Origin of the sequence: Streptomyces sp. GDS52 (assembly GCF_052246875.1) — a bacterium.
Classification (GTDB): Bacteria; Actinomycetota; Actinomycetes; order Streptomycetales; family Streptomycetaceae; genus Streptomyces; species Streptomyces cathayae.
Genome location: NZ_JBQQCR010000002.1, coordinates 23440 through 47150, shown reverse-complemented (window position 1 = coordinate 47150; position 23711 = coordinate 23440). Strand labels below are relative to the sequence as shown.

The window sequence follows — 23711 nt, the reverse complement described above, 5'->3', positions numbered from 1 at the left end:
TGGGCTGGGTGTGTCAGTCGCCGCGGAAGACGGGGGCGCGGCGCTCCTTGGCCGCGGCCAGCGCCTCGGCGGAGTCCCGGGTGGACTGGACGACGGCGAAGTGGGAGGCGATCAGGTCGAGGCTGGTCCGCAGGTCGTTGGCGCGCAGTCCCTGGTGGACGGCGCGCTTGATCGCGGCGAGCGCGACGGGCGGGCCGGCGGCGAGGCGGCGGGCGAACGCGAGCGTCTCGTCCAGGAGTTCGCCGTCCTCGTGGACCCGGGTGACGATGCCGAGCCGCAGCGCCTCCTCGGCGTCGACGAAGTCGCCCGTCCACAGCAGTTCCAGGGCGCGAGCCGTGCCGACGATGCGGGGCAGATAGTGGCAGCCGCCGTCGCCGGGGACCAGGCCGACCTTGACGTACCCCTCGGAGAAACGGGCCGACCGGCCCGCGAACCGGATGTCGCACATCAAGGCCATGTCCATGCCCGCGCCGACCGCAGCGCCATTCACGGCGGCGATGAGCGGTTTGTCGAGAGCGTCGACCGCGTACGCGACCTTGTGGACCCGGTCGGTGAGCATGCGGCGGCGGGCCAGCGGGGTGCGGTCCACGCCGTTCAGCTCGTCGAGGTCCACGCCGGAGCAAAAGGAGCGCCCGGCGGCGGTGAGGACCACGGCCCGCACCCGGTCGTCGCGGGCGGCGCTGGTGAGCGCGTCGGCCCAGTCGTCGATCATGGCGAAGGTGAAGGCGTTGTGCCGGTCGGGACGGTTGAGCCTGATCAGGCCGACGCCGTGGTCGTCCACCACGTAGTCAAGCGCCATCTGATGTCTCCTGAAGGGTTGGTGGCGGGTGGTGTGATCAGTCTGCGAGGAGTTCCCAGAGCTTGCGCCCGTGCTTCTCGGCGAGGCCGGAGAGCCGGGCGGCCCAGTGGTGCTCGTCGCCGTAGTCGTCGCGCCACTGCCACAGGGCCCGGGTGCTGATGTGCAGCGGGTGCTCCTCGGTGAAACCGATCGCGCCGTGGATCTGGTGGGTGGCGGCGGCGATCCTGCCCGCCGTCGCGGACGCCTGGATCTTGGCGACCAAGGCGGCGGCCTCGGCGCGCTCCGGAGCGGCGCCGTCGTCGTCGGCCGCGGCGATCGCCGCGTCCACGGCGACTCCGGTGGCCACGACCTCGCCCGCGCACTGGGCGAGGAGATGGGCGACCGCCTGGAAGCGGTGGAGCGCCCGACCGAACTGCTCGCGCTCGCCCGCGTACTGCGCGGCCTGGTCCAGGGCGGAGGCGGCGGCACCGTGCAGTTCGGCGGAGCGCAGCAGCGCGCCTCTGAGCAGGGCCTGTTCGGCGGTGGGCAGAGAGCGGAACCGCACGCCGGGCAGTCCGGCGAGGGTGTCACTCTCCCCCAGCGGCTCACCGGTGAAGGGACCGTCGGCGATCTCGCGCACGGCGCCCGCCGAGCGGTCGGCGACAACGAGTTCGGACGGCTTCAGCAGGACGAGCCGGTCGGCGAAGGGGGCCCAGGGCAGCCGGACCGGCTCGCCGGGACCGGCCGTGGACCAGGTGAAGGCGAGCGGTCCCGAGGGGATCTCCGTCTCCGCCCAGGCGCACGACCACGCCCCGAGCAGGGTGCTGACCAGAGGCAGCCTGACCCCCGCGTAGGCGCAGCGCCGCAGCACGACGGCGGCGTCGGCGAGCGAGCCGCCCGAGCCGCCGGTCTCCTCGGGCACGGAGAGCAGGGTGAACCCGCCCTGCTCCAGGGCGTTCCAGAGCTTTCTGCGCCCCGCGGGCTCGTGCGCCGCCTCCCCGTACCGCTGCACGATCTCGGCGACCGCGCCGTCGAGCGCGTCGACATGATCGGTTTCGTAGGCAGGCGCGGACACGGCCGTGTCGATGCCATTCATCGCAGTCCCATTCCTCGGGTCACCACACCGCGGAGGATCTCCGTGGTGCCGCCGCGCAGTGTGAAGCCCGGCTGCTGCAGGACGGCTTGTCTCAGCAGCCGCTCGGTCTCGGCGCTGTTCGTGTCCTCGGGCCGCCCGGCGGGGCGGCTGCGGCGGACTACGTCCACCACCTCCCCCTCGAAGCGGGTGCCGAGGTCTTTCGCCAGGGCGGCGGCCACGTCGGGAGCGTGGCCGCCGGTCAGCTCGACCGCGACCGAAGCGGTGAGGCCGCGCAGCGCGGAGAGGCGGGCCAGGGCGAGGCCCAGGCCGACCGGGTCGGCGGTGCCACCGCGAGCCGCGATCTCGTCGAGGTGGGCGAGAAGCAGCGGGGCCGTGGACAGCACGCGCTCGGGGCCGCTGCGCTCGTAGGCGAGTTCGGCGTTGATCTGGCGCCAGCCCTGGCCGATCTCGCCGAGGACCATCGCGTCCGGCACGAACACGTCCTCGATGACGACCTCGGCGAAGTGGGCCTCGCCGTTGAGGAGCCGGATGGGCCGGACCTCGATGCCGGGGTCGGCGAGGTCCAGGATGAGCTGGCTGAGACCGTCGTGGCGGCCGGTGGCCTCGTCACGGGGAGTGGTGCGCACCAGCGCGGTCAGGTAGTGGGCGCGGTGGGCCCCGCTGGTCCAGATCTTGCGTCCGGTGACCCGCCAGCCGCCGTCGGTCCGTTCGGCGCGGGTGCGCACGGAGGCAAGGTCGGACCCGGAGTCGGGTTCGGACATGCCGAGGGCGAAGTGCGTACGGCCGGCGGCGATTTCGGGCAGGAAGCGCCGTTTCTGCTCCTCGGTACCGAAGCCGAGCAGTTGGGGCGCGGTTTGCCGGTCGGCGATCCAGTGGGCCGCGACGGGCGCACCGGCGGCCAGCAGTTCCTCGGTGACGACGAACCGGGCGAGCGCCCCGGCCTCCTGGCCTCCGTACTCGGCCGGGATGGTCATGCCGACCCAGCCGCGCGCGGCGAGCCGTTCGCTGAAGGCGGGGTCCCAGCCGATGAGCCAGTTGTCGCATCGGGGGGTCCAGTGCCCGGCCGCGATCTCCTCGGCGGCGAAGGCGCGGACCTCGGCCCGCAGCCCGCCCGCTCCGGCGAGGCGGTGTCCGTGCAGGGACAGACGCTGGTACGGGGTGCTCATGGCGCTCCCAGGACGGTGACGGCGGCGACCGCGCCGGGGCCGCCGAGGTTGTGGGCGAGGCCGCGCCGGGCGCCGGGCAGCTGACGGCTTCCGGCCCGGCCGGTGATCTGGTCGGTGATCTCGGCGACCATCCGCACCCCGCTGGCACCGACGGGGTGGCCGCAGGACTGGAGGCCGCCGGAGACGTTGACGGGGATCTCTCCGTCGGCGCGGGTGGTCCCGGCCATCAACTCGGCCGCGCCCCGGCCACGATCGAAGATGCCGAGATCCTCCGTGTTGACGATCTCGGTGATGGTGAAGCAGTCGTGGCATTCGATGAGGTCGAGCTGGGCGCGGGCGTCGGTGATGCCCGCCTGCCGGTAGGCGTCGCGGGCCGCGTCGCGGGTGGCGCCGAAGCCGAGGAAGTCGTTGTCGCCGCGGAACAGGGCCGGGTAGTACCCCGCGTACGAGGCGAGGGCGATGCCCTCGACCAGCGCGTAGTGGCTCGCGTGCTTCTCGGCCCAGGCGCGGGAGGAGACCACGACGGCTGCCGCGCCGTCGGTGGTGGGTGTGCAGTCCAGCAGGCCGAGTGGGTCGGCGACCAGGGGAGCGGACAGCACCTCGTCCACGCCGATCGCCCTGCGGAAGTGGGCCTTCGGGTTGTGCACGGCGTTGGCGTGGTTCTTCACGGCGACCTCGGCCAGCACCTCGCGCCCGTATCCGTAGGTCTCCAGATAGCGCGAGGCGACGAGGGCGAACTGGCCGGGGGCGGTGCGCCCCTTGGCGATCACGGGGTGGGACTGCTCGACGGTCTTGGCGACCAGGGAACCGCGCGGCGGTACGTCGCGCATCTTCTCCGCGCCGATCGCCAGACACACCTCGTACTCCCCGGAGGCGACAGCGAGGGCCGCTCCGCGTACCGCCTCCATGCCGGTGGCGCAGAAGTTGCTGACCCGGGTGACCGGGCGGGGGGCGAAGCCGAGTGCCTCGGTGACGGCGGCACCCGAGTCGCCGACAAGGGCCCCCAGCAGAGGTTCCGCGGTGCCGAGCCAGGCGGCTTCGACCCGCTCAGGGTCGATGGCGGCGTCCGCCATGGCCTGGGTGGCGGCCTCGTGGATCAGGCTGGTGTAGGACCGGTCGTACAGAACGCCGAACCGGGTCACACCGGTGCCGACGATGGCGACCTCGCGGGAGACTGGCATCGTTAGCGTCCTGTTCCTTCGGTCCGGTCTTCGGCAGGGGTGGGAAGGATCTTCCAGAAGTAGCGGGGGGCGGCGTCTGCCGCCGTGGCGATGCGGCGCAGCACCAGCACCACCGGGTCTCCGATCGCGACGTCGTACCCGGCGGCCACCTGGCCGTAGAACCGGCCGCCGTCGGCGAGTTCGACCACGGCGGCGGTCAGCGGGCCGCCGACGGGGAAGACATGGTCGCGGGTGCGGGTCAGGACGCTGCCGGTGAGCGCCATGTCGTGCGGGCTCAGCTCGGCCGCAGGGCCGTGCTGGGGGCAGGCAGGGGCGGCCGGGTACTGGGGGGCGGCACAGGCAGAGCAGCGCATTCCGGTGAGCCGCAGCTCCTCACGGCGATCGCGCCATGCCTGCACCTGCGAGGTGTAGGGGCTGAAACCTTCGGCTGCGGGGGCCGAGGGCGGCGGGACCGCGTTCGTCTCCTGCGCGCCGAGAGCGGCGGCGGGGCGCCAGCCGGAGGCGATGTCGAGGTCGACGCGGTAGCGCGCGCCGCCGCCGATCTCCAGGCGGAGCGTGCGGCGCTCGCCGGGGGAGGTGTCGGCCGGCTGCTCCAGCAGGGCCGCGGCCTGCGCCCAAGGCGCGGCGCAGCCGAGGTGGCCGATGCCGGGCAGGCCCTGGCTGCCCGGCCGCACCGCCACGGTCCCGGGCGGGTCCTGGGCCGAGGCCGCCAGCCAGCGGGTGAAGGCGGGTTCGGCGTCCACGACGCCGTCACCGAGCGCGTACACCTCGCGGCTGCTGTCCGCGTCCGTGGCGGTGATTCGCAGGCCGACCGGCCCCTCGGCGTCCACCAGCAGGGCGGCGGCGCCGGAGCCCAGGGCCCGTCCGCGGTCGGAGTGCCGGGTGTCGGCGAGCAGCACCAGCGCGGGCGCGACGCCTGCCGTGACCAGCGCGGCGGCGGACGCCAGGGCCGATCCGGAGGCGAAGAGACCGCCCGCGTGCTCCTGGACGAGCAGACCGTCCGGGTCGAGGCGGAGGGCTTCGGCGAGCAGCGACGCGTTGCCCCCGTCGGTGACCGGCGGGGTCGTGGTGGCCAGGAGCAGGGCCGCGGGCCGGACACCGGGGTGCCGGTCGAGCAGGGCCCGCCCGGCCTGCCAGGCCAGGGTCAGGGTGTCTTCGTCGGGTGCGTGTACGGCAATGCGTCTCGTCCCTTGCCCCTGTCGCCAGGGAGGGACGGAGACGACCGAGTCGTATACGGCTGCACTCAGCGTCATGGTTGTCTCCACCTCCACGACCGAGATTAACATGCGTGAGCACGCAAGTTCAAGGAAATGCTTGCGCACGCATGGCCGCTGGGCTCTAATAGCGACACCACGTTTCAGCCACGTTCCCTGAAGGTCTGGAGATCCTTATGCGCCTGGGATGCGTCGACGGTGAAGCGGTTCTGATCGAGGACGGCCGCTACGCCGGCCTCGCGGAGCCGTCCGCGCAGCGCTTCGCCACACCCGGCCAGGTCTACGGCGACTGGTCCGGCTTCCTCTCCTGGGCCTCCGAGGACCACGACCTGAAATGGCGCGATCTCGACGCCGCACTGCTCCAGGCCCCGGTCCCCAGCCCGGGTCAGGTTTTCGGTGTGGGCCTCAACTACCACGACCACCTGGAGGAGAACGGCCAGGCGGGCACCCGCCCGCTGCCGCTCACCTTCACCAAGTTCCCGAGCTGTGTCACCGGCCCGTACGACGCCGTGGAGATCCCGGTCGACGGTGTGGACTACGAGGTGGAGGTCGTCCTCGTGATCGGTGCGTACGCCGACCGCGTGCCCGCCGAGCGGGCCTGGGAGCACATCGCCGGTCTCACCGTCGGCCAGGACCTGTCGGCCCGTGGAGTCCAACAGGGCGGCCAGCTCTCGCTGGCGAAGTCCTACCGCGGCTTCGCGCCCATCGGCCCCTGGGTCACCACCCCGGACGAGTTGCCCAACCGCGACGCCCTCGACCTGCGCTGCTGGGTCAACGGAGAGCTGCTCCAGGACGGGACCACCGCCAAGATGGTCCACGACATACCCGAGCTGATCGCCTTCCTCTCGACGATCACCCCGCTGCGCCCCGGGGACATCGTCTTCACCGGGACGCCCGCGGGCGTCGGCTTCTTCCGCGAACCGCAGCTGTTCCTCGCCCCCGGCGACGTGGTGCGCAGCGAGGTCACCGGCCTTGGCGTGATGGAGAACCGCTGCGTCGCCCCGGCCGCAGCCGGCTCCTACGACGAGGCGTTTCGGGCTCTTGCCCCCCGGCCGCGCGCCAAGCACTGAGGCTGCCAGAGGCTCCCGTACTACCCCGCCGCCATGGCGACGACCTCACAACAGAGCACGCAGAGTCGCAGGACAACAGAAACAAGACCCAGAAGCAACAGCGGCATCGACGTCGACACCAGCAGAAGTGGAACCCGACATGGTGACTCCCATCGCAATGAACCACATCGCCTACCAGACGACGGACCTGGCTGCGACCCATGCCTTCTGGACCGAGGCCGTGGGCGCCAAGCTCGTCGGAGCGGTCCGCCAGGACCGGGCCACCACCAGCAGCGGCGAGGCGATGAACCCGTTTCTGCACGTGTTCTACGAGCTGAAGAGCGGCGAGTGCATCGCGTTCTTCGACGTCGCCGGTGAGTACGAGGCCAAGGACGACGGCCTCGAGTGGTGGGCCAAGCACGTCGCCCTGTCCGTCTCCTCCGACGAGGAGTTGGAGGAGATGGCCCAGCAGCTCAAGAACCACGGCGTCCAGGTCCGCGGCACCGTCGACCACGACGGCGTGTGGCACTCGATCTACTGCTTCGACCCCAGCGGCGTCCACCTGGAGATCACCCACCAGACCCGCCCGCTGAACGAGAAGGACGCCGACGAGGCCCAGCTCCTGTACGACGCCTGGCTCGCGGACCGTGCCGCCGGCCGCGTCTGACCGACCACACCGGCCCCCGGCCAGGGACCGAGCGCACCCGGCCCAGCCCTCCGGCACCGCACCGTGGCCACCACCTTCGCCCCGGCATCCCGGGCCGGCCCTTCCGAGCCCCGCAAAGCCACCCGCTTCGCCCGGCCGTATCACCGACCTCGGTCACCCGGCCGAAGGGCCCTGCCGTCACCCGGCCCGAGCGCCCCCGGTGCGGCTGCCCCCGCACCGCCCGGCCTCTCCCGACCCTCATCGGCCCATCCCGGGCGGCCCGGATCACCATCGGGCAGGCCAGGCCATGCCCGAGACAGCACCCGAACCCCGCTCTCGCACCGACATTCCTGGACGGACTCTCATGAACAGAACGCTGCGGACCGCGATCGCGGCCGTGTCCCTCACGCTGCTCGCCACCGCCTGCTCCACCAAGGGCAGCGACTCCTCCGCCGCGTCCGACGACGGCAAGAGCGACGTCAAGTCGGGCGTGGGCGTCACGGCCGACACCATCAAGCTGGGCGTCCTCACCGACCTGTCGGGCCCCATCGGCCCGTTGGGCAAGGCCGGTCTCGCGGGCAACGACCTCTACTGGGAGGAGCAGAACGCCAAGGGCGGTATCTGCGGTCGGAAGGTAGAGACCATCGCCAAGGACAACCAGTACAACGTGCAGAAGTCCGTGGTCCACTACGCGTCCCTGCGCAACGAAGTCGTCGGCATCGCCAACTTCGCGGGCGGCCCCGACGTTCTCGCCGTCCAGCAGCAGATCAAGTCCGACAGCATGGTCGTCCTGCCCAGCTCGTACGACGGCGCGCTGCTGAAGATCCCCACCACCCCGTTGGTCGGCTCCCCGTACGACATCGAGGCGATCAACGGCATCAGCTACCTGATGGAACAGAAGAAACTCGCCGAGGGCGACGCCATCGGCGTCATCCACTACCCCGGTGGCATCGGCACCAACACCCTCGCCGGCGTCAAGGCCGCCGCCGGCGAGTTCAAGCTCAAGCTGACCGCTGCCGAGGTCGACCCGACCAGCAGCGACCTGACCGCGCAGGTAGCCGCCATGAAGAAGGCGGGCGCCAAGGTCATCGTCATGGGCACCGCAGGCGGCCAGACCGTCGCCGTGTCCTCGCTGGTGCACTCCAGCGGATACCAGGCGACCGTCCTGGCGACCAACCTGATCTCGGCCGCCCTGGTCAAGGGCCCGGCGCAGAAAGCGCTGACCGAGAACCTGGTGCTGACCAGCAACTCCTCGTCGTTCTCCGCCAACACGGCGATGGTCAAGAAAATCCGCGAGGCGTACGCGAAGAAGCACCCCGGCACCGACATAACCGCCCCCGTCGGCGCGGGCTACGTCTTCGCCCTGACCTACCACACGATTCTGGAGAAGGCCTGCGAGAACAAGGACCTCACCCGCGACGGTGTGGCCAAGGCCCTGACCCAGGTCACCAGCGTCGACTCCGGCGGCATGCAGGTCGCCCTGAACTTCTCCGAGCCCGGCAAACCCGCCTCCCGCGAGTCGTTCATCCTCAAGCCCGACCCGAAGTCCGTGGACGGGGTGGCACTCGTCCAGGAGCCCAAGGCCAGCCCGCTCGCGCTGAAGTACCAGTCGTCGAGCTGAACCGCTGAGACACCCGTGCCCGCATCGCCTGCCGCCGGAGCGTAGCTCATGCTCAACGTCGAATCACTGGCCGTTCAGTACGGAACGGCCGACGCCATCAACGGGATCTCACTGACCATCGATCCCGGGCGGGTCACCGCCTTGCTCGGCAACAACGGAGCGGGCAAGACCACCTTGCTGCGCACCCTGTCGGGCACCATCTCCATGCACGGCGGCCAGGCGGTCCGGGGCAGTGTCCGCCTGGAGGGGCGGGATCTGCTGCGGACCCCGCCGGACCGGATCGTGAGGGCGGGCCTCGCCCAGGTCCCGGAGGGCCGCCGGGTCTTCGCCTCCCTCACAGTGGAGGAGAACCTGCACGCCGGAGGGCTCGCGGTGAAGTCCCGCAAGGACACCGAGCGCAGCATGGCCAAGGTCCTGGAGATGTTCCCGATCCTACGCGAGCGTTCAGCGCAGAGTGCCGGGCTGCTCTCCGGCGGCGAGCAGCAGATGCTGGCCATCGGGCGGGCACTGATGAGCACTCCGAAGGTGCTGCTGCTGGACGAACCGTCTCTGGGCATCGCCCCGATGGTGGCCAAGGAGATCGCCGCCACCGTACGGACGATCGCCGACTCCGGGGTGGCGGTGCTCCTCGTCGAGCAGAACACCCGGCTCGCCCTCAGCATCGCCGACCAGGTGTACGCCATTGACGGCGGAACCGTCGCCGCCGAGGGCCCGGCGACCGACTTCGCCGACTCCGAACTTCTGCGTCGGCTCAGCCTCGGTGGGGGCACCGGCACCCGGACGAAGCCCGACGAGGCGGTACGGCAGGGAGGTACGACCAGCCATGACTGACACACCCACAGCGACCACCGAACGCGTGGCGAACGCCGCCGGCCCACGCACCGTGCCGGAGATCGAGGTGGACGGGGTGACCGTGCGCTTCGGCGGGGTCACTGCCGTCGCCGAGGCCCGCTTCGCGGTCCGCCCCGGCACGGTGCACGCGCTCATCGGTCCCAACGGAGCCGGAAAGTCGAGCTGTTTCAACGCGATCACCGGGGTGTACCGGGCCGCCTCCGGCTCCGTACACCACCGGGGCGAGCGCATCGACGGGCTGCGCCCGGCGGCGATCGCCTCACGCGGAGTGGCCCGGACCTTCCAGAACCTGGTGCTACCGCCGGAGCTGAGCGTCTACGACTGTCTGCGCGTGGCACGCCACTACCGAACCGGGGCCGGGCTGTTCGCGACCGGTTTCGGGCTGCCCGTGGCCCGCCGGGAACGGCAGGCCGACGACCGGCACATCCGCGAGGCGGCGCACACCGCCGGAATCGGGCACCTCCTCGACCACCAGGTCGGCAATCTCCCGTACGGCACCCGCAAGAAGGTGGAGTTCGCCCGGGCCCTGTGCGCGGAACCGACCCTGCTGCTGCTGGACGAGCCGGTGGCCGGCATCAACGACGCCGAGTCCGACGCGATGGCGGAGGCGGTGCTGCGGGTGCGGGACGAGCGCGGTCTGACCGTGCTGCTGGTGGAGCACAGCATGCCGTTCGTCATGGGGATCAGCGACCACGTGACGGTCCTTCAGTCGGGCCGGGTCATCGCGGACGGGACACCCCGGCAGATCCAGGACGACCCGGTGGTGATCGCCGCCTACCTCGGCGACGACACCGACACCCAACCCGGCGCCGCCGCGCCCACGGGCGACGCCGCCGGCAACGGCAGGCCCGACCCTTCAGAAGCACCCTCCGCCAGTGCACCGACAACCGGTCCCGACCCCCGGAGCCACCCGTGATCACGCTACTTGAGGCCATCGTCAACGGCGTCTCGCTCGGGGCGCTGTACTCCCTGATCGCACTCGGTTTTGTGATCATCTACCGGGCGACCGGCGTACTGAACTTCGCCCACGGCGCGTTCCTGCTGGTGGGCACCTATGTGACCGCCGAGGTGGGGGCCTCGCACGGCTTCGCGCTAGGCCTGACCGCCGGTCTCGCCGCGGGCGTGGCCGTCGGCTGGCTCACCCACAGCGTCTTCATGCGGTTCTCCCGGGACCGCAGCCACATCAGCCTCACCGTGATGACGCTGGGCATCAACATCCTTGCGGTCACCGAGGTCACCCGGCGGATCGGCGACCGCACCATCCCGATGACCGAGCCCTGGGGCTCCGCGGAGATGCACATCGGCCCGGTCACCGTGCCGCAGGTGCGCATGGTCGCCCTGCTGCTCGCGACCGTCGTCATCATCGGGTTCCTGCTGGCGTTCCGGTACACCCGCTGGGGGCTCAAACTCCGGGTGAGCGCGGCCGACGGGGAGACCGCCGCCCTGATGGGCGTACGGCTGTCCAAGGTCTCCGCGACCAGCTGGATCATCGGCGGTCTCATGGCGACCCTCGCCGGACTCTTCCTGGCCTCATTCCCCAGCCCGGGCGTTGACCCCGGTCTCTCCAACAGCGCGATGCGTGCCTTCCCCGCCGCGGTCATCGGTGGCCTCGACTCGGTCGGCGGCGCGTTGGTCGGCGGGCTCGCCCTGGGTCTCGCCGAGTCGATCACCGCGACCTACGAGTCCGGGCTCGGCATGATCGGCAACGGGCTCTCGGGCATCGTCGCCTATCTCGTACTCTTCGCCGTCCTGCTGGTGCGCCCGGACGGATTCTTCGGCAAGAAGGCGGTGGCCCGTGTCTGAGGCGATATCCCGTGCGGGCGGATTCCTGACCAGATCCCGCATACTCACCGTGGCCCTGCTCGTCGTCCTCGTCGCGGTGCCGTTCTACCTCGACGAGTTCTGGATGCAGCTCGGGGTGTTCACCCTCGCCGCGGCCGTCGGTGCGATCGGCCTGTCGATCCAAGTCGGCGTCGCCGGACAATTCTCCCTGGCGCACGCCCTCTTCCTCGGCAGCGGGGCGTACCTGTACGCCTTCCTCGCGGGCAGCCCGGAGGGCAAGGTGTACGGCCTTGGCTGGCCCACCGCGCTTGCAGCGCTCGGTGCGATCCTCCTCTCCGGCTTGCTCGGTGCGGCGTTCAGCCCGATGGCCGGACGGGTGCGCGGGCTGTACCTCGGTGTGGCCTCCATCGGCCTGGTCTTCCTCGGCCAGCACCTGCTGACCAAGGTCATCCCGCTGTCCGGCGGCCCGGCTGGCCGGGCCGTACCGCCCCTGTCCATCGGCGGGTTCGAATTCTCCGACAGCGAGAAGACGATGGTGCTCGGGGTACCGTTCGGCAGTTTGGAGAAACTGTGGTTCCTCGGGCTCCTGGTTGCCGCGATCGGATACGTCGCGGCCCGCCGTATCGTCGGCGGACGCCCCGGCCTCGCCATGAACATGATGAGGGAAAGCGAGATCGGCGCCGCCGCGATGGGCGTCCGGGTGGGCCGGGCCAAGGCCGGCTCCTTCGTCCTGGCCGCTGTCTACGGCAGCACCGCAGGCCTGATGCTCGCCCTCGCCTCGCAGTGGATCGTGCCCAACTCCTTCGGTTATCTCGCCTCGGTGGACTACCTCGCCATGGTGATCATCGGAGGCATGGGCAGCATACGGGGCGCGGTCGCGGGCGCGGCCTTCGTGACCGCCCTGCCGCTGCTGCTCTCCCGCCACGCCGACAGCCTGCCGTTCCTGAGTAGCACCAGCGGCAACGGAGGGATCGACGGCGCGGTGTTCGCGACGCTGCTGTACGCGGCTCTACTCATCCTCGTGATCATGTTCGCCCCGGGCGGACTCAACGCCCTGCTCACCCGCATCACCGGCCGCCCCGAGAACCAACGGCGCCATGTCCGGCACGGCGGCCCGCAGGGCCCGGACCCCACTGCCGGGAAGCGGCGGGCGCTGCAGCGAACCCCGGCCTGACACTCTGGAAGGAGAGCCCGTGGCCATGTCCCACGCCGGCTCGATCGACGCACTGGCGGAGCGTTTCCTGCGAGCCGTGGAACGCGGCGACATCGAAACCGTACGCGAGAGCGTCTACACCCCCGAGACGGTCATCTGGCACAACACCACCGACCGTGAAATCGGTCCCGAGGACAACTACCGCACGCTGCGCTGGCTGTCCGGCGTGCTGACCGGAATGCGCTACGAGCAGGAGCGCCGTCACCCGACCCCGGACGGCTTCGTCCAACAGCACGTGCTGCGCGGAACGACACCGGACGGCCAGGAGATCGAGGTGCGGGCCTGTTTCGTGGCCACCGTGCGGGACGACCGGATCGTCCGCCTCGAGGAGTACCTGGACAGCGCGGCGAGCCGGGCGCTGGACCCGTACCGCGAATCGCCCGCGCCGTGAACGGCGCCGACTCGAGCACCGTAGCCGTCCCCCCGACCGACCCTTCTGCACCATCGGAGCCTGAACCATGCCCGTACCCCTGACCATCGGTGGACTCGCCGACCTCGAAGCCGCCACGGGGGCCGAACTGGGCCCCTCCTCCTGGCTGGAGATCACCCAGAAGCGGGTGAACGACTTCGCCGAGGCCACCGGGGACCAGCAGTGGATCCACGTCGATCCCGAGCGCGCTGCGGGCGGGCCCTTCAGCACGACCATCGCCCACGGCTATCTCACACTCTCCCTCATCAGCGGTCTGTTCGGCGACCTGCTCGATAGACAAGGCATCTCGATGGCGGTCAACTACGGCCTGAACCGGGTCCGCTTCACCTCGCCCGTCCCCGTCGGTTCCCGGATCCGCCTGGTGGGGCGGATCGTCCGGACGGAACGGGTCGGGGGCGACGGGCTGCAGGTGACGTACGAGTTCACGGTCGAGATCGAGGGATCCCCGAAGCCCGCGTGCGTGGCGGAATCGGTCCACCGCTACTACGCGTAGTGCCGGCCGGGGTCTCCTGCCCCGGCACGGCCTCCCAGCCGCTCACCGCCCGACCAACCCGCCTGGAGCAGCCCCCGATGACCACTGCCTTCGACCCCATCGACCTGTCCGGCCTGCGGCTCGCCAACCGCATCGCGATGGCCCCCATGACCCGCAGCCGCGCGTACGGCCCCGGCGCCACACCCAGCGGGGCGGCAGCCACGTACTACGCGCAGAGGGCCTCGGCCGGACTGATCATCAGCGAGGGCTGCCACCCCTCGGCTGTGGGCCAGGGCTACATCAATACCCCGGGCCTGCACACCGAGGAGCAGACCGCGGCCTGGCGTCCGGTCACTGACGCCGTCCACGCGGCGGGCGGCCGGATCTTCGCGCAACTCACCCACACGGGCCGCATCGGTCACCCCAGGATGCTGCCCGACGGTTTCGTCCCGGTGGCGCCTTCACCGATCGCCGCGCGCGGTCAGGCGCTGACCACCGAAGGACGGCTCGACTTCGCCGTGCCCGAGGAACTGGACGAGGCGGGCATCCGCGCCGCCATCGCCGACTACGCGCAGGCCGCCCGCAACGCGATGGCGGCCGGTTTCGACGGCGTCGAAATCCATGGGGGCAATGGCTATCTGATCCACCAGTTCCTCGCGCCCAATACCAACCACCGCACCGACGCCTGGGGCGGCGAACCCGAGGCGCGCGTCCGCTTCGCGGTCGAGGTCGTCACGGCGGTCGCGGCGGCGGTGGGAGCGGCCCGCACCGCCCTGCGCATCTCCCCGGCCAACCCGTTCAACGACATCGCCGAGCCCGAGCCATGGACCACCTACCGGTCACTGCTCGACGCCCTCAACTCCATCGGGCCCGCCTACCTTCACTTGGTGGAGCCCGTGGACGCGCGTGACCTCACCCTGGATCTGCGTAAACGCTTCACGGGCACCTTCGTCCTCAACCCGGCCACCCCAGCCGGTCGCACGACAGGCCCCGAAGAGCTGCCCCTGATCGAGGACGGTACTGCGGACATCCTCGCCTTCGGTGCCCTATTCCTCGCCAACCCGGACCTGCCCCGTCGGCTGGCGGCGGGCGGACCGTTCAACACGCCGGACAGGACGACGTTCTACGGAGGCGGTGAACCCGGCTACACGGACTATCCGACGCTTCCCTGATCTCGCCTCGTGGGGTTCCACCGCTCACCGTACAGACCCTGGCCGCGCTGTGACGGTGCCCGGCCGAGTGCCGGGTCAGCCCCCGACCGACCCGGACGGGCAGGCCCCGGGCGCATTGCGTCAGCCGGTCAGCCCCGCCTCCCACTTGCGCCGATGAAGGACGTAGTCGCTGAAGAGGTGCCGGGCCCGGTCCAGCAGCTCGCCCACCTCCGCCTCCCCGCGCGGGGTGTTCGCGCCCGGATGCCAGCGCTGCACCGACTGCCCGGCCCACCTGCGCAGCTTGTCGTCCGGATCGTTCAGCAGGGCGACCGCTGCCCGCAGTCCGATGAGGCCGCCGCGCGCGTCGAGCAGCCGGAACGCGGCGACCCGGACCGGCCGGGACCGCTCGGCGCCGAGGCGCGCCATCAGCAGCCCGTCGGGCAGTGTCCCGACGAAGGGAAGCAGCGCGGTGGTCGTCTCCCGTACGACACCGGGCGCCGGGTCGTCGAGCAGCGGCAGCAGCCGCGCCGCGTCGGTCACGTCCAGTATGCGCAGCCCGGCCACCGCCCGGGCCCGCACCGCCGGTGCCGGATGGGCGAGCAGCGGCCACAGCAGCTCCGCGTCCGCGCGCTCCCCGCACTCCGCCAGCCCGATCACCGCACCGGGCGGCACCGCCGGGCCGGCCGGGTCCGCACACCGCTTCCGGTACCAGGGCAGCGGATCCGTCCCGTGCTGCCGTACGACATACCGCGCACAGGCCCGGACCACCGCGGACCGGTCGATGAGGAATTCCACCGCCCGTTCGGGCCGTCCCGCCCGCCGCAGCGCGGTGACCCCGGCCGACCGCGCCCGGGGATTGCGCGCGCCCAGCAGCGGCTCCAGCACCTCGTCCCAGTCGCCTCCGTCCGTCGGGGCGGCCAGGGCGGCGTCGGCGCACAGGCCCTGGACGACCGCGTCGTCGTCCCAGGCCGCGCGGCGGGCCAGCTCACCGGGGGAGAGGAGCCCCTCCTCGACGGCCAGCCGGAGGGTGAACCGGCGTACGGTGCGGTCGGTGTGGGTGTGCAGGGGCAGCAACCGCTCGCGCGGTGCCCGGCGGAGCACGCCGTCGAGCAGTTCCAGCCCGAAGGTGCCCCGGTCGCGTCGGCCGACCCGCAGGATCAGCGGCGCGAGGACGACCGCGGTCTCCACGTCGAGCCTTTCGCCCAGCAAATGCCGGGCCCGCTCCCGCACGGGCATCACCCGGTCGCCGGCACGTATGACGAGCAGCGGCAGCAGCACGGGATGCCCCGCGACCCGCTCCAGAGCGGCCTCGCGCACCCGCCCGTCCGGATGGCACAGGGCGAGAGCGAGCCGGGCCCGCGCATCCGGCCCCGCGCTCCCGCTCCGGAGCCCGTCTGCCCCGGGCCGGCCGTGTGGAAGGCGCCCGAGTCCGGTCGGCGGTTCCGGGCTCCCGGCCGGGCGGTGGAAGCCGGCGGTGACCCAGCGGCGGAGGCGGTCGGACCGACCGGTTGCCGGGTGCCGGGCAGACGTCCCCGGCCGCGATGCGGCCTCGCCGGCCGTGCCGGAGCGAAGCACCGCGGTCCGCTCTTTCTCCGGCAGCAGCGCATGCCCGTACCGGAGGACCTGCCGGACGCCCACGTCGAACGCGGTCCAGGCGCGGGGATCGGCGGGGTCCAACGCCTCGGTGAGGGGCGTCCCCCGGATCAGGCGGACCGCCGCCGTCCCGCCGCTTCCGATGCCGTCGTCCATGCCCGCCCCCCCCAGCCGACCCGCCGTTTCGAGCGATCGTAGAGGTGAGGCGACAGGGCGTCGCGGGAATTGGTGCGGGCGGAAGTTGAGGGACTTGCGACGTCTTACGCCGATGCGCTGCCCGCCCTCAGCAGGCGTCGCCCCTGGTTCTCGGGTGATGCCACCGAACCAAGGTCGTGACCGGTGAGGACGTCTGGCATGCGGTGAGAGCCGGACTGGACAGCGAAGTGAGACGTTGCAGCCAGCGGAGAGCGCCCCGGTCCCGGAGCTGCGCGGTGGGCAGTTTCGAGGAGGGGGGAGAAGCCGAGTTCCTCACGGAGACCGCGGAAGGCACCGGCCGCGCCCCGTGGAACGCGCGGCCGGCCGTACAACCGAAAGCAGTGGTTGGCCGGGGCACGGGTGCACCCGAGGAGGACGGGGCAGTTGACGCTGCCGTCGCTCCGGCGCTCGGCAAGGAAGGCCTCCGGCGTTGCTGTTCAGGGCCGGGGTCTTCCCGTATCCGGTCGGTTGCACCGGCGCGGGGGATGTGCCGGTCTGTTCGGTGCGCTGAGAGTGTCTATCCGCAGTCGTTGCGGTTGATCTTCAGGGAGCGGGTCTGGTCGTTGAGGTTGTAGCCACGCAGGTCGTGGAGGGAGCCGCCGCTGCGGGTGACGCACACCCAGCGGCCGGAGTGGTTGCGCTTCTCGTACACGCGGGCGGTGCGGTCGGAGTTGTTGCGGATCGAGCTGCCGCGGTCGCGGATCGCGGAGGGCAGGTCCTTCACACTGCCGTCCGAGGCACGCCGCACCCAGGGCTGTCCGCCGAAATCGATCTCCGGGTAGATGCACACGTAGCCGGACGGGCAGTCGATCCCGGCCCGCACCGTGCCGGCCTCGGCGGAAGCGGGGACGGCCAGGGGAAGGAGGGCCAGTGCGGCGGTGGCCCCGGCACGCATCACGTTTTTGATCACGGTGTTACACATACTGGCCACCGGGCACCGGCCGGGCAGGCATGCCCGCGAGGTCACTCCAGTGGCGCAGCGCACGGTGCGGATCGGTACGAACCCACAGACAGGGGGAGCGGGGGAGGGCTGACGTCTCCGGGGCGGTGGGCGAGGACACTTTGCGCGTGTCCGGCTCCGCGGCCGGGGCTGGTGCCCCGGCCGGGTGGCTGCGTGGGAGTTGGGCCTGGTGTGCGCTCCGGCGGCCCTGCGCTATAGTTGATCTTGAAGGCGCGGGGTCGTTTCGACGATGCCGTTGTCCGTGCGTTGGTGGTCTAAGGAAAGACGTCCCGCTTCCTGCGGGGAGATGCAGGTGCAAGGCCTGCCCGGCGCTCCATGAGAAGCCCCGTTCCTGCCGTGGCAGGAGCGGGGCTTCTTCCCATGTGGGGCGGGCCGCGGAGCGGGGAGCCGTTACCCACTTTCGGGTGATGGCCCCGCGGGGGCTGGGGTGGCGCGTCATGGCGTTTTCGAGTCCGGGGTCAGGGCCCGCACGAGTTCTTTGCCTGATGGGTCGTCAACCCGGTGTATTCGGCGCATAGATGGTCATTGCAGATGACAGTTGCCATGAGGTGGGTGATCCGTAACAGGGTTCACGTCTCGTTCACGTGCCGGTCGCGGGGTGGGCAGGGTGTGCGTGTGCGGCCGACCGGCCGCCATCCGCACCACGCACCCCCCGAACCTACGGCCCTCGTGTCGTTGTGTCCGGGTGGCGCCCGCACCATGCAGGGGAAACCTGTGTCGAAGTCCATCACCACTCGCCGCCTGACCGCCGCCGCCTTGAGCGCCGGCGCGCTGACCGCGGTCCTGACGGTGCCGGCGTCGGCGGCCGAGCACCGGCCGCACCGGCCGAACGTGCAGATCTCCGACGTGCAGTACGACTCCCCGGGACGCGACGACCGCTCCAACCGCTCGTTGAACAAGGAGTGGGTGGAGATCACCAACAACACCCGCCGTGCGGTGAACCTGGACGGATGGACGCTGCGGGACGAGGACGGCCACCGCTACCGCTTCGACCACGTCCGTCTCGCCGGCCGCGCCACCGTCCGCGTCCACACCGGCGTCGGCCGTGACACCCGCACCGACCTGTACCAGGACCGCCGCCACTACGTGTGGGACAACCGCGCCGACACCGCCACCCTGCGCGACGAGCGCGGCCGCACGGTGGACACCGAGTCCTGGGGCCGACACCGCGGCGGCCGCCGCTGACACCCCACAGGCAGCACCGGCAGCCAGGGACCGGCGCCGGCACACCCCGACCCCCCCCACCACCACGGCGCGCCGCCCCTTCAAAGGGGCGGCGCGCCGCCGGTTTTTTGCAAGCGGCTGGTCGGGCGGCCGGGAACCGGAGATGGGGGTGCCGACGCCTCGCGGACGGAGAAGCAGGCAGCCTCGATGGCGACCAAGCGCGACAGGGGCGACGTGGACGCCACGACGATGGGCGACAGCTGGCGTCGGCGGGCCGAGGCACTCGTCGGCGACGTCGACGCGGTGGTGGCCGCGGCTGCCCCCGGTCCGCCCGGCCCGGACGGCGGCGCCGGCCTGGACGGGCCCGGCACCGGCCCGCGCATCCCGCCGCCCGGCGACACCGCGGCCGTCGTGTTCGACCCCAAGGAGGGGCTGACCGCGAACGACAAGACGTTCACCCGCGCGCAGCTGCTGGCGGCCGTGGCGAACGCGCTGGAGTTCGGGATCGACGCCGGCCCGGACAGCCTGGAGCGGCTCGTCGACGATGTCCTGGCGGTCGAGGGCTACGCGGTGCGCGTGCCCACCCTCGGGTCCACCGTCATGTCGTCCATCAACCGCTACACCACCCAGGACATCCTCGACGCCGAGGAGACCGTCCGGGCCCAGGCGCTGGACCGGTTCGACAGCGGCGCCGTACAGCTCACCGCCGACCAGGCCGCCGCCGCCATCGACGTCTTCCAGGTCGCCGCCGGGTTCGAGCTGTCCGAGGAACAGTCCGCCGCGGTGCGTCGGGTGCTGACCGCCGGGCACGGCATCGACGCCCTCGTCGGCGTCGCCGGGGCGGGCAAGTCCACGCTGATGGAGGCGTGCCGGATCGGCTGGGACGCCACCGGCACCACCTACGCCGGGGCCACCCTCGCCGCGGTCGCCGCCAAGCAGCTGCACGATGCCTCCGACATCCCCGCCCGGACTGTGGCCGCCTGGCTCGGCGAGATCGAGAACGGCAACGGGCTGCGCGGCGTCGACGTCCTGGTGGTGGACGAGGCCACGATGGTCGACGACCGCGCCGCGGCCGCGCTGATGACCGAGGCCGCGCGCACCGGCACGAAGGTCGTCGGCATCGGCGACCACCTGCAGCTCCAGGCGATCGGCCCCGGGGGGCTGGTTCAAGGAGACCCACCGCCTGGTGCACGGGCTCACCCTCACCGAGAACCGCCGCCAGGAGGACGCCGCCGAGCGCGCCGCGCTGGACGTCTGGCGCACCGGCAACCACCAGCTGGCGCTGCGGATGCTCGCCGAGGGTGGGCGCGTGCATCCCGCCGAGACCGCCGAGGAGGCCCGCTCCCAGATCCTCATGGCGTGGGACGAACTGCGGCTGCAGCAGTGGGCCGACCCGCAGGACCTCATCGCCCACCTGGTGGTGCTCGCCGCCCGCAACTCGGATGTCGACGCGCTCAACCTCGGCGCGCAGGCGATGCGCCGCGAGGCCGGCGAACTCGGCGACGAGCACACCTACGCCCTGCCCGGCGGCGACACCCTCACCCTCGCCGTGGGCGACGTCGTCCGCGTGCGGGAGAACGACTACCGGTCCCGCCGCGGCCAGGGCCCGGACATGCTCAACGGCTACCGGGCCGTCATCACGGCGATGGACGAACACCACCGTGTCGAGATCACCTGGCGGGTCAAGGACGCCAAGGCCCCCGGCGGCCACCGCACCGAGTCCGGCTGGGTATCGCCGCAGAAGGTCGCCGGCGGGGCGCTGTCGCTGGGCTACGCCATGACGATCGCCGCGAGCCAGGGCCTGACGTGCAACACGTCGCTGATGTACGGGCACGGCGCGAACGCGTTTGCCACCTATCCCGGCATCACCCGGGCCCGGCTCGGCCAGTCCCGCAGCGAGAGGGAGCGCCTGGAGCGCGCCATCGACGCGTTCGCGCGCTTCCTGGGCCAGTCCCGGCCGGACAGCATGGTCTCCGACCTCCTGCGGGAGCCGCCGGCTCCCGCCCCGCTGCCCCGGCAGCGCGACCTGTCCGCCGAGGAGGCCCGTGCCGAGTCCGAGCGCAGGCTCCGGCAGTCCCGCATGGCGCAGGCCGGGCGCGCGAAGTCGATGTCCCTCTCCCACCGCCGGGCGCAGGACGAGGCCCAGCGCGAGGAACGGGCCCGGCGTGCCGAGGAGAAGGCCAAGCAGCTGCTCGCCCGCATCCAGGGCGGTGCCGAGGAACGTGCGGTCCCGTCCTGGACGAAGCGCATCTACGGCGCCGTCTCCCCTCAGGAGCTGAACCGGCTGATCGCCGAGGGCGACCGGCTCGCCGCCGAGGCCGAGGCCGTCGCCACCGCGGCGGAGACCAAGGCCCGGGAACTCGCTACGCGCCTCGACCACGAGAAGGCCACCGGCCGGCCCACCCGGGGGCAGCGGTTCGCCGCCGAGGCCGGGGAGGTCCTCGACCAGGCGGACGCCCGTGTCGTCGACGCCCGGGAGTATCTGGCGACCGCGTTCGTTGCGGACGGCCACGCCGAGGACCGCGCCCGGCAGCTGGCCAAGCTCGCCGAGAGCGAGGGCAAGGGCCGCATTGCGCTGCGCCTGGCGGGGACGTCGCTGAAGGAGTACCGCGAGCTGACCCAGCGCCTGACCGGGGAGCGCGCCGCGTGCCTCCAGACCGAGGCCGACGCGAAACGGGACGCCCGGCAGGCCCTGCGGAAGGCATGGGACGTGGTGCAGCAGAGCCGCTTCGCGGACAGCCTCGGTGTGGCGAGGACGCCGGTGCCCGACCACGTGGAGAAGGTCGCCGAGCGGCTCGTGGAAATGCGCTCCGTCGCCGAACGGCGCGGCCACAGCATGGACAAGCGGGACCGTGACGACATTGGCCGCGCCACCCGGCAGGCGGGCGAGTTCCGGGGGTACGCCGCCGGCCACCGCGCCCAGGCCGCCGACGCCCGCGCCGAGAAGGCCCTGCGCGCCACGATCGCCGAGAAGTTCCCGGAGCTGTACGACCGGGAGGTGACGAGCCGCCGCGCCCACCAGCAGGCACAGCAGGCCAAACGGGCGAAGCAGGTCGTGCAGCATCAGCAGGCCGCCGTCGCGCGCCTGGAGCCGACGCAGTCGAGGGGGCGGGGCAGGAAGTAGACCGGGGTTCTTGAGCCGACGGCGCAAGCATGGGCCAGACCCTCCACCTGTAGGACCGAACACAGGCCACCCGGCCGTGCTCGTAGAGGACGAGGGTTGGGTGTCGTACGATGCAGGGGACTCGCCGGGACTCACTGAGCCTCACTGAGGCTGGGTCTGCCCCGGAACGTTGCGAGGGGTCTGAGAGGGCATTTAATGTGACCGAGTTGCCACTTATGCCCTAGTAGGTTCCTCGCCAGGTTGGCGTGACCTCGTCCGTTATGCGCTTGGCGAGGTTGTCGATCGAAGCGATGTGGATCATGGCTTCGGAGCTGGCGGCGAGGGTCTCGTAGTCGCGGGCAAGTCGTCTGTGCATCATGATCCAACCGATGCTCCGCTCCACCACCCAACGTCTTTTCAGGACGTGAAAGCCGCGGGTTCCTGGGTTTTTGTCGACGACTTCGACATCGATCCCAAGTTTCGCGCCGTGTTCGACGACGGTCTTCTTGAAGCCGGTGTCGACCCAGCTCTTGGCGATGGTTGGATAGGTGTTTTTCGCCTGGTCGAGGAGGCGTATCCCCAGGGCGTTTTCGGAGAGGCCGGCGGCGGTGACGGTCACGGCGAGGATCAGGCCGATGGTGTCGGTGAGGATGCCTCGCTTCCTGCCCACGATCTTCTTCGCGGCATCGGTTCCCTGGCTGGTCACGGGCACGTTGGTGGAGGTCTTGACACTCTGGGTGTCGATCACGGAGGCCGTCGGCTCGGGCTTCCGGCCTTCCTTGACGCGGGCCAGGGCGGTGAGGTCGTAATTGAGCTGGGTGAAGATTCCCTCGTCGCGCCAGGCGGCGTAGTAGAAGTAGACGGTGCCGTGGCCGGGGAAGTCGTGCGGGAGGTATTTCCAGGGGATTCCGGTGCGGTTGAGGTAGAGGAGCGCGTTGAACACGTCGCGCAGGTCGACTTTCGCCGGCTGGCCGGTGGGGCGACGTTCGAGACGGGCATTGCGCCAGGCCGTCAACGTCGGTTCGATCAGGGCCCATCGGGCGTCCGACAGGTCGCTGGGATACGGCTTGCGCTCACTCACAGCACAGCCTGAGCATGGGCATGCCGGAACTTCTCGTTCCGCTGATGGCTGGGAGGTTCTGCTGCATCTCTACGCCAGACGGGTTTCCGAACCCAGAAGCGGATGAGACGGGTGGCGAGGCTACCGCCCTGCCGGGCGACGTTCTTCGCGCATCGGGCTATCCGTAATGAAGCGGGACACTCGCATAAGGCGCGTATGTGCCTTGGCCTGCATAAACGCCCTCTGACATCGGCGGCTACCGACGTCAGACCCCGCGCCGAGTACCGCAGTCACCGAGCCCGGCCGTCTAGCTGTCGGCCGGGCTCGTTGCTGAGCACGGACCTTACGGCGGAGCTTTCCGGTTCTCTGGTCAGGACCAGATGGACCGCAGTACATCGACGGCCGCGACGATCACGGGCGCCCAGTCGACAAGTGCCTGACGCCAGGTCAGGACGCGCTCGTAACAGGCGCAGTGCTCGTGTTGGTCCATCGATGCCTCCCCTCACCAACCCCAAGTGGCCCTTGGGAAAGGGCCCCCGTACCTGCTGCACGGAGCACATGAGGGGCTTGTGTGGCGAAGCAGAGCCCAGCATAGGTCAGTTGCAGGGTCTCGACGGTCCGGGGACCACAACTTCTGGGTAGCCAGTGCAATCCAACCACTAGATGTGGGGATTGACTCATACATGCACGCCGTCGCGCGTGTCACCTGCCCGGCCGGTCTGGAAAAGCCCAGGTCCGGCGGAGGGTTGAAGGTGGTAGGCCTGCCTCTACGGAGATGCCGTGGGCGCTCGTGGTCCTGATCCTGTGGGTCTGGTGGACCAGGAACGACTCCATGGAGTGGGATGAACCAGTACCGCAATTTACCGGCCCAGGCCGGTGATCCGCGTCATTTAAACCGAACGTGCGTTTGGCGCAACCTTTCGATGGCGACTGCCGGTGCCCAGTAGGGGACCGTCGAGAGGGTCCGACGTGACCACTACTGCA

The 23711-nt window shown here is 71.2% G+C and carries 21 protein-coding genes and 1 pseudogene; 13 read left to right on the top strand and 9 right to left on the bottom strand.

Going from position 1 to position 23711, the window contains the following annotated elements; translation table 11 throughout:
• Positions 1–13 precede the first annotated feature (13 nt).
• The 5 genes from ACTWJ9_RS30860 to ACTWJ9_RS30840 are packed head-to-tail and all read right to left on the bottom strand — an operon-like array spanning position 14 to position 5474.
• On the bottom strand, positions 14–799 hold the full coding sequence (locus ACTWJ9_RS30860) for an enoyl-CoA hydratase/isomerase family protein (protein ID WP_443295974.1): 786 nt from the start codon (positions 797–799) through the stop codon (positions 14–16).
• Positions 800–836: 37 nt separating this feature from the next.
• Positions 837–1874: an acyl-CoA dehydrogenase family protein gene (locus ACTWJ9_RS30855; protein WP_443295973.1), complete on the bottom strand. Its 1038-nt coding sequence runs from the start codon at positions 1872–1874 to the stop codon at positions 837–839.
• Entirely contained in the window at positions 1871–3040 is a 1170-nt protein-coding gene (locus tag ACTWJ9_RS30850) for an acyl-CoA dehydrogenase family protein (protein ID WP_443295972.1), read from the bottom strand. The genes ACTWJ9_RS30855 and ACTWJ9_RS30850 overlap by 4 nt, the downstream gene beginning before the upstream one ends.
• The gene (locus tag ACTWJ9_RS30845; protein WP_443295971.1) at positions 3037–4221 is read right to left on the bottom strand and encodes an acetyl-CoA acetyltransferase; all 1185 of its coding nucleotides are present in this window, start codon (positions 4219–4221) and stop codon (positions 3037–3039) included. The genes ACTWJ9_RS30850 and ACTWJ9_RS30845 overlap by 4 nt, the downstream gene beginning before the upstream one ends.
• Before the next feature lie 2 nt (positions 4222–4223).
• The gene (locus tag ACTWJ9_RS30840; RefSeq protein WP_443295970.1) at positions 4224–5474 is read right to left on the bottom strand and encodes a zinc ribbon domain-containing protein; all 1251 of its coding nucleotides are present in this window, start codon (positions 5472–5474) and stop codon (positions 4224–4226) included.
• 137 nt (positions 5475–5611) lie between these two features.
• Here ACTWJ9_RS30840 and ACTWJ9_RS30835 point away from each other — a divergent pair, with 137 nt between their 5' ends.
• The 10 genes from ACTWJ9_RS30835 to ACTWJ9_RS30790 all read left to right on the top strand — a co-directional run bounded on the left by ACTWJ9_RS30835 (position 5612) and on the right by ACTWJ9_RS30790 (position 14672).
• Positions 5612–6505, top strand: coding sequence for a fumarylacetoacetate hydrolase family protein (locus tag ACTWJ9_RS30835; RefSeq protein ID WP_443295969.1), 894 nt, complete (start codon positions 5612–5614; stop codon positions 6503–6505).
• A 139-nt stretch (positions 6506–6644) separates the two neighbouring features.
• Positions 6645–7151, top strand: a complete 507-nt coding sequence (locus ACTWJ9_RS30830) for a VOC family protein (protein WP_443295968.1) — start codon at positions 6645–6647, stop codon at positions 7149–7151.
• A 343-nt stretch (positions 7152–7494) separates the two neighbouring features.
• Positions 7495–8751 carry an ABC transporter substrate-binding protein gene (locus ACTWJ9_RS30825; RefSeq protein WP_443295967.1) on the top strand — a complete coding sequence of 419 codons (1257 nt, stop codon included), beginning with the start codon at positions 7495–7497 and terminating at the stop codon, positions 8749–8751.
• Positions 8752–8799: 48 nt separating this feature from the next.
• Positions 8800–9582, top strand: a complete 783-nt coding sequence (locus tag ACTWJ9_RS30820) for an ABC transporter ATP-binding protein (protein WP_443295966.1) — start codon at positions 8800–8802, stop codon at positions 9580–9582.
• Positions 9575–10519, top strand: coding sequence for an ABC transporter ATP-binding protein (locus ACTWJ9_RS30815; protein ID WP_443295965.1), 945 nt, complete (start codon positions 9575–9577; stop codon positions 10517–10519). The genes ACTWJ9_RS30820 and ACTWJ9_RS30815 overlap by 8 nt, the downstream gene beginning before the upstream one ends.
• Positions 10516–11406, top strand: coding sequence for a branched-chain amino acid ABC transporter permease (locus ACTWJ9_RS30810; protein WP_443295964.1), 891 nt, complete (start codon positions 10516–10518; stop codon positions 11404–11406). The genes ACTWJ9_RS30815 and ACTWJ9_RS30810 overlap by 4 nt, the downstream gene beginning before the upstream one ends.
• Complete coding sequence (locus ACTWJ9_RS30805) at positions 11399–12559, top strand: branched-chain amino acid ABC transporter permease (protein ID WP_443295963.1); 1161 nt, start codon at positions 11399–11401, stop codon at positions 12557–12559. The genes ACTWJ9_RS30810 and ACTWJ9_RS30805 overlap by 8 nt, the downstream gene beginning before the upstream one ends.
• Positions 12560–12584: 25 nt before the next feature.
• On the top strand, positions 12585–12989 hold the full coding sequence (locus tag ACTWJ9_RS30800) for a nuclear transport factor 2 family protein (RefSeq protein ID WP_443296122.1): 405 nt from the start codon (positions 12585–12587) through the stop codon (positions 12987–12989).
• 67 nt (positions 12990–13056) lie between these two features.
• Positions 13057–13521 carry a MaoC family dehydratase gene (locus ACTWJ9_RS30795; protein WP_443295962.1) on the top strand — a complete coding sequence of 155 codons (465 nt, stop codon included), beginning with the start codon at positions 13057–13059 and terminating at the stop codon, positions 13519–13521.
• A gap of 77 nt (positions 13522–13598) precedes the next feature.
• Positions 13599–14672, top strand: a complete 1074-nt coding sequence (locus tag ACTWJ9_RS30790) for an alkene reductase (protein ID WP_443295961.1) — start codon at positions 13599–13601, stop codon at positions 14670–14672.
• 120 nt (positions 14673–14792) lie between these two features.
• Here the strand turns inward: ACTWJ9_RS30790 and ACTWJ9_RS30785 are convergent, their stop codons facing one another.
• A complete protein-coding gene (locus ACTWJ9_RS30785; RefSeq protein WP_443295960.1) occupies positions 14793–16400 on the bottom strand; it encodes a hypothetical protein in 1608 nt (535 codons plus the stop codon).
• A gap of 556 nt (positions 16401–16956) precedes the next feature.
• Positions 16957–17349, bottom strand: coding sequence for a peptidase inhibitor family I36 protein (locus ACTWJ9_RS30780; protein WP_443295959.1), 393 nt, complete (start codon positions 17347–17349; stop codon positions 16957–16959).
• Between the two features lie 807 nt (positions 17350–18156).
• Between ACTWJ9_RS30780 and ACTWJ9_RS30775 the strand changes: the two genes are divergently transcribed.
• Positions 18157–18585 carry a lamin tail domain-containing protein gene (locus ACTWJ9_RS30775; RefSeq protein WP_443296121.1) on the top strand — a complete coding sequence of 143 codons (429 nt, stop codon included), beginning with the start codon at positions 18157–18159 and terminating at the stop codon, positions 18583–18585.
• 596 nt (positions 18586–19181) lie between these two features.
• Here the strand turns inward: ACTWJ9_RS30775 and ACTWJ9_RS30770 are convergent.
• The gene (locus ACTWJ9_RS30770; RefSeq protein ID WP_443295958.1) at positions 19182–19454 is read right to left on the bottom strand and encodes a hypothetical protein; all 273 of its coding nucleotides are present in this window, start codon (positions 19452–19454) and stop codon (positions 19182–19184) included.
• Here ACTWJ9_RS30770 and ACTWJ9_RS30765 point away from each other — a divergent pair.
• Positions 19348–19671 (top strand): annotated as a pseudogene (locus ACTWJ9_RS30765) (AAA family ATPase); the annotation flags it as partial. The gene ACTWJ9_RS30770 and the pseudogene ACTWJ9_RS30765 sit on opposite strands and share 107 nt — an antisense overlap.
• Before the next feature lie 79 nt (positions 19672–19750).
• Complete coding sequence (locus ACTWJ9_RS30760; RefSeq protein ID WP_443295957.1) at positions 19751–21688, top strand: hypothetical protein; 1938 nt, start codon at positions 19751–19753, stop codon at positions 21686–21688.
• Positions 21689–21908: 220 nt separating this feature from the next.
• Here ACTWJ9_RS30760 and ACTWJ9_RS30755 read toward each other — a convergent pair whose 3' ends face one another.
• Positions 21909–22748: an IS5 family transposase gene (locus tag ACTWJ9_RS30755; RefSeq protein WP_279337445.1), complete on the bottom strand. Its 840-nt coding sequence runs from the start codon at positions 22746–22748 to the stop codon at positions 21909–21911.
• Positions 22749–23711 lie beyond the last annotated feature (963 nt).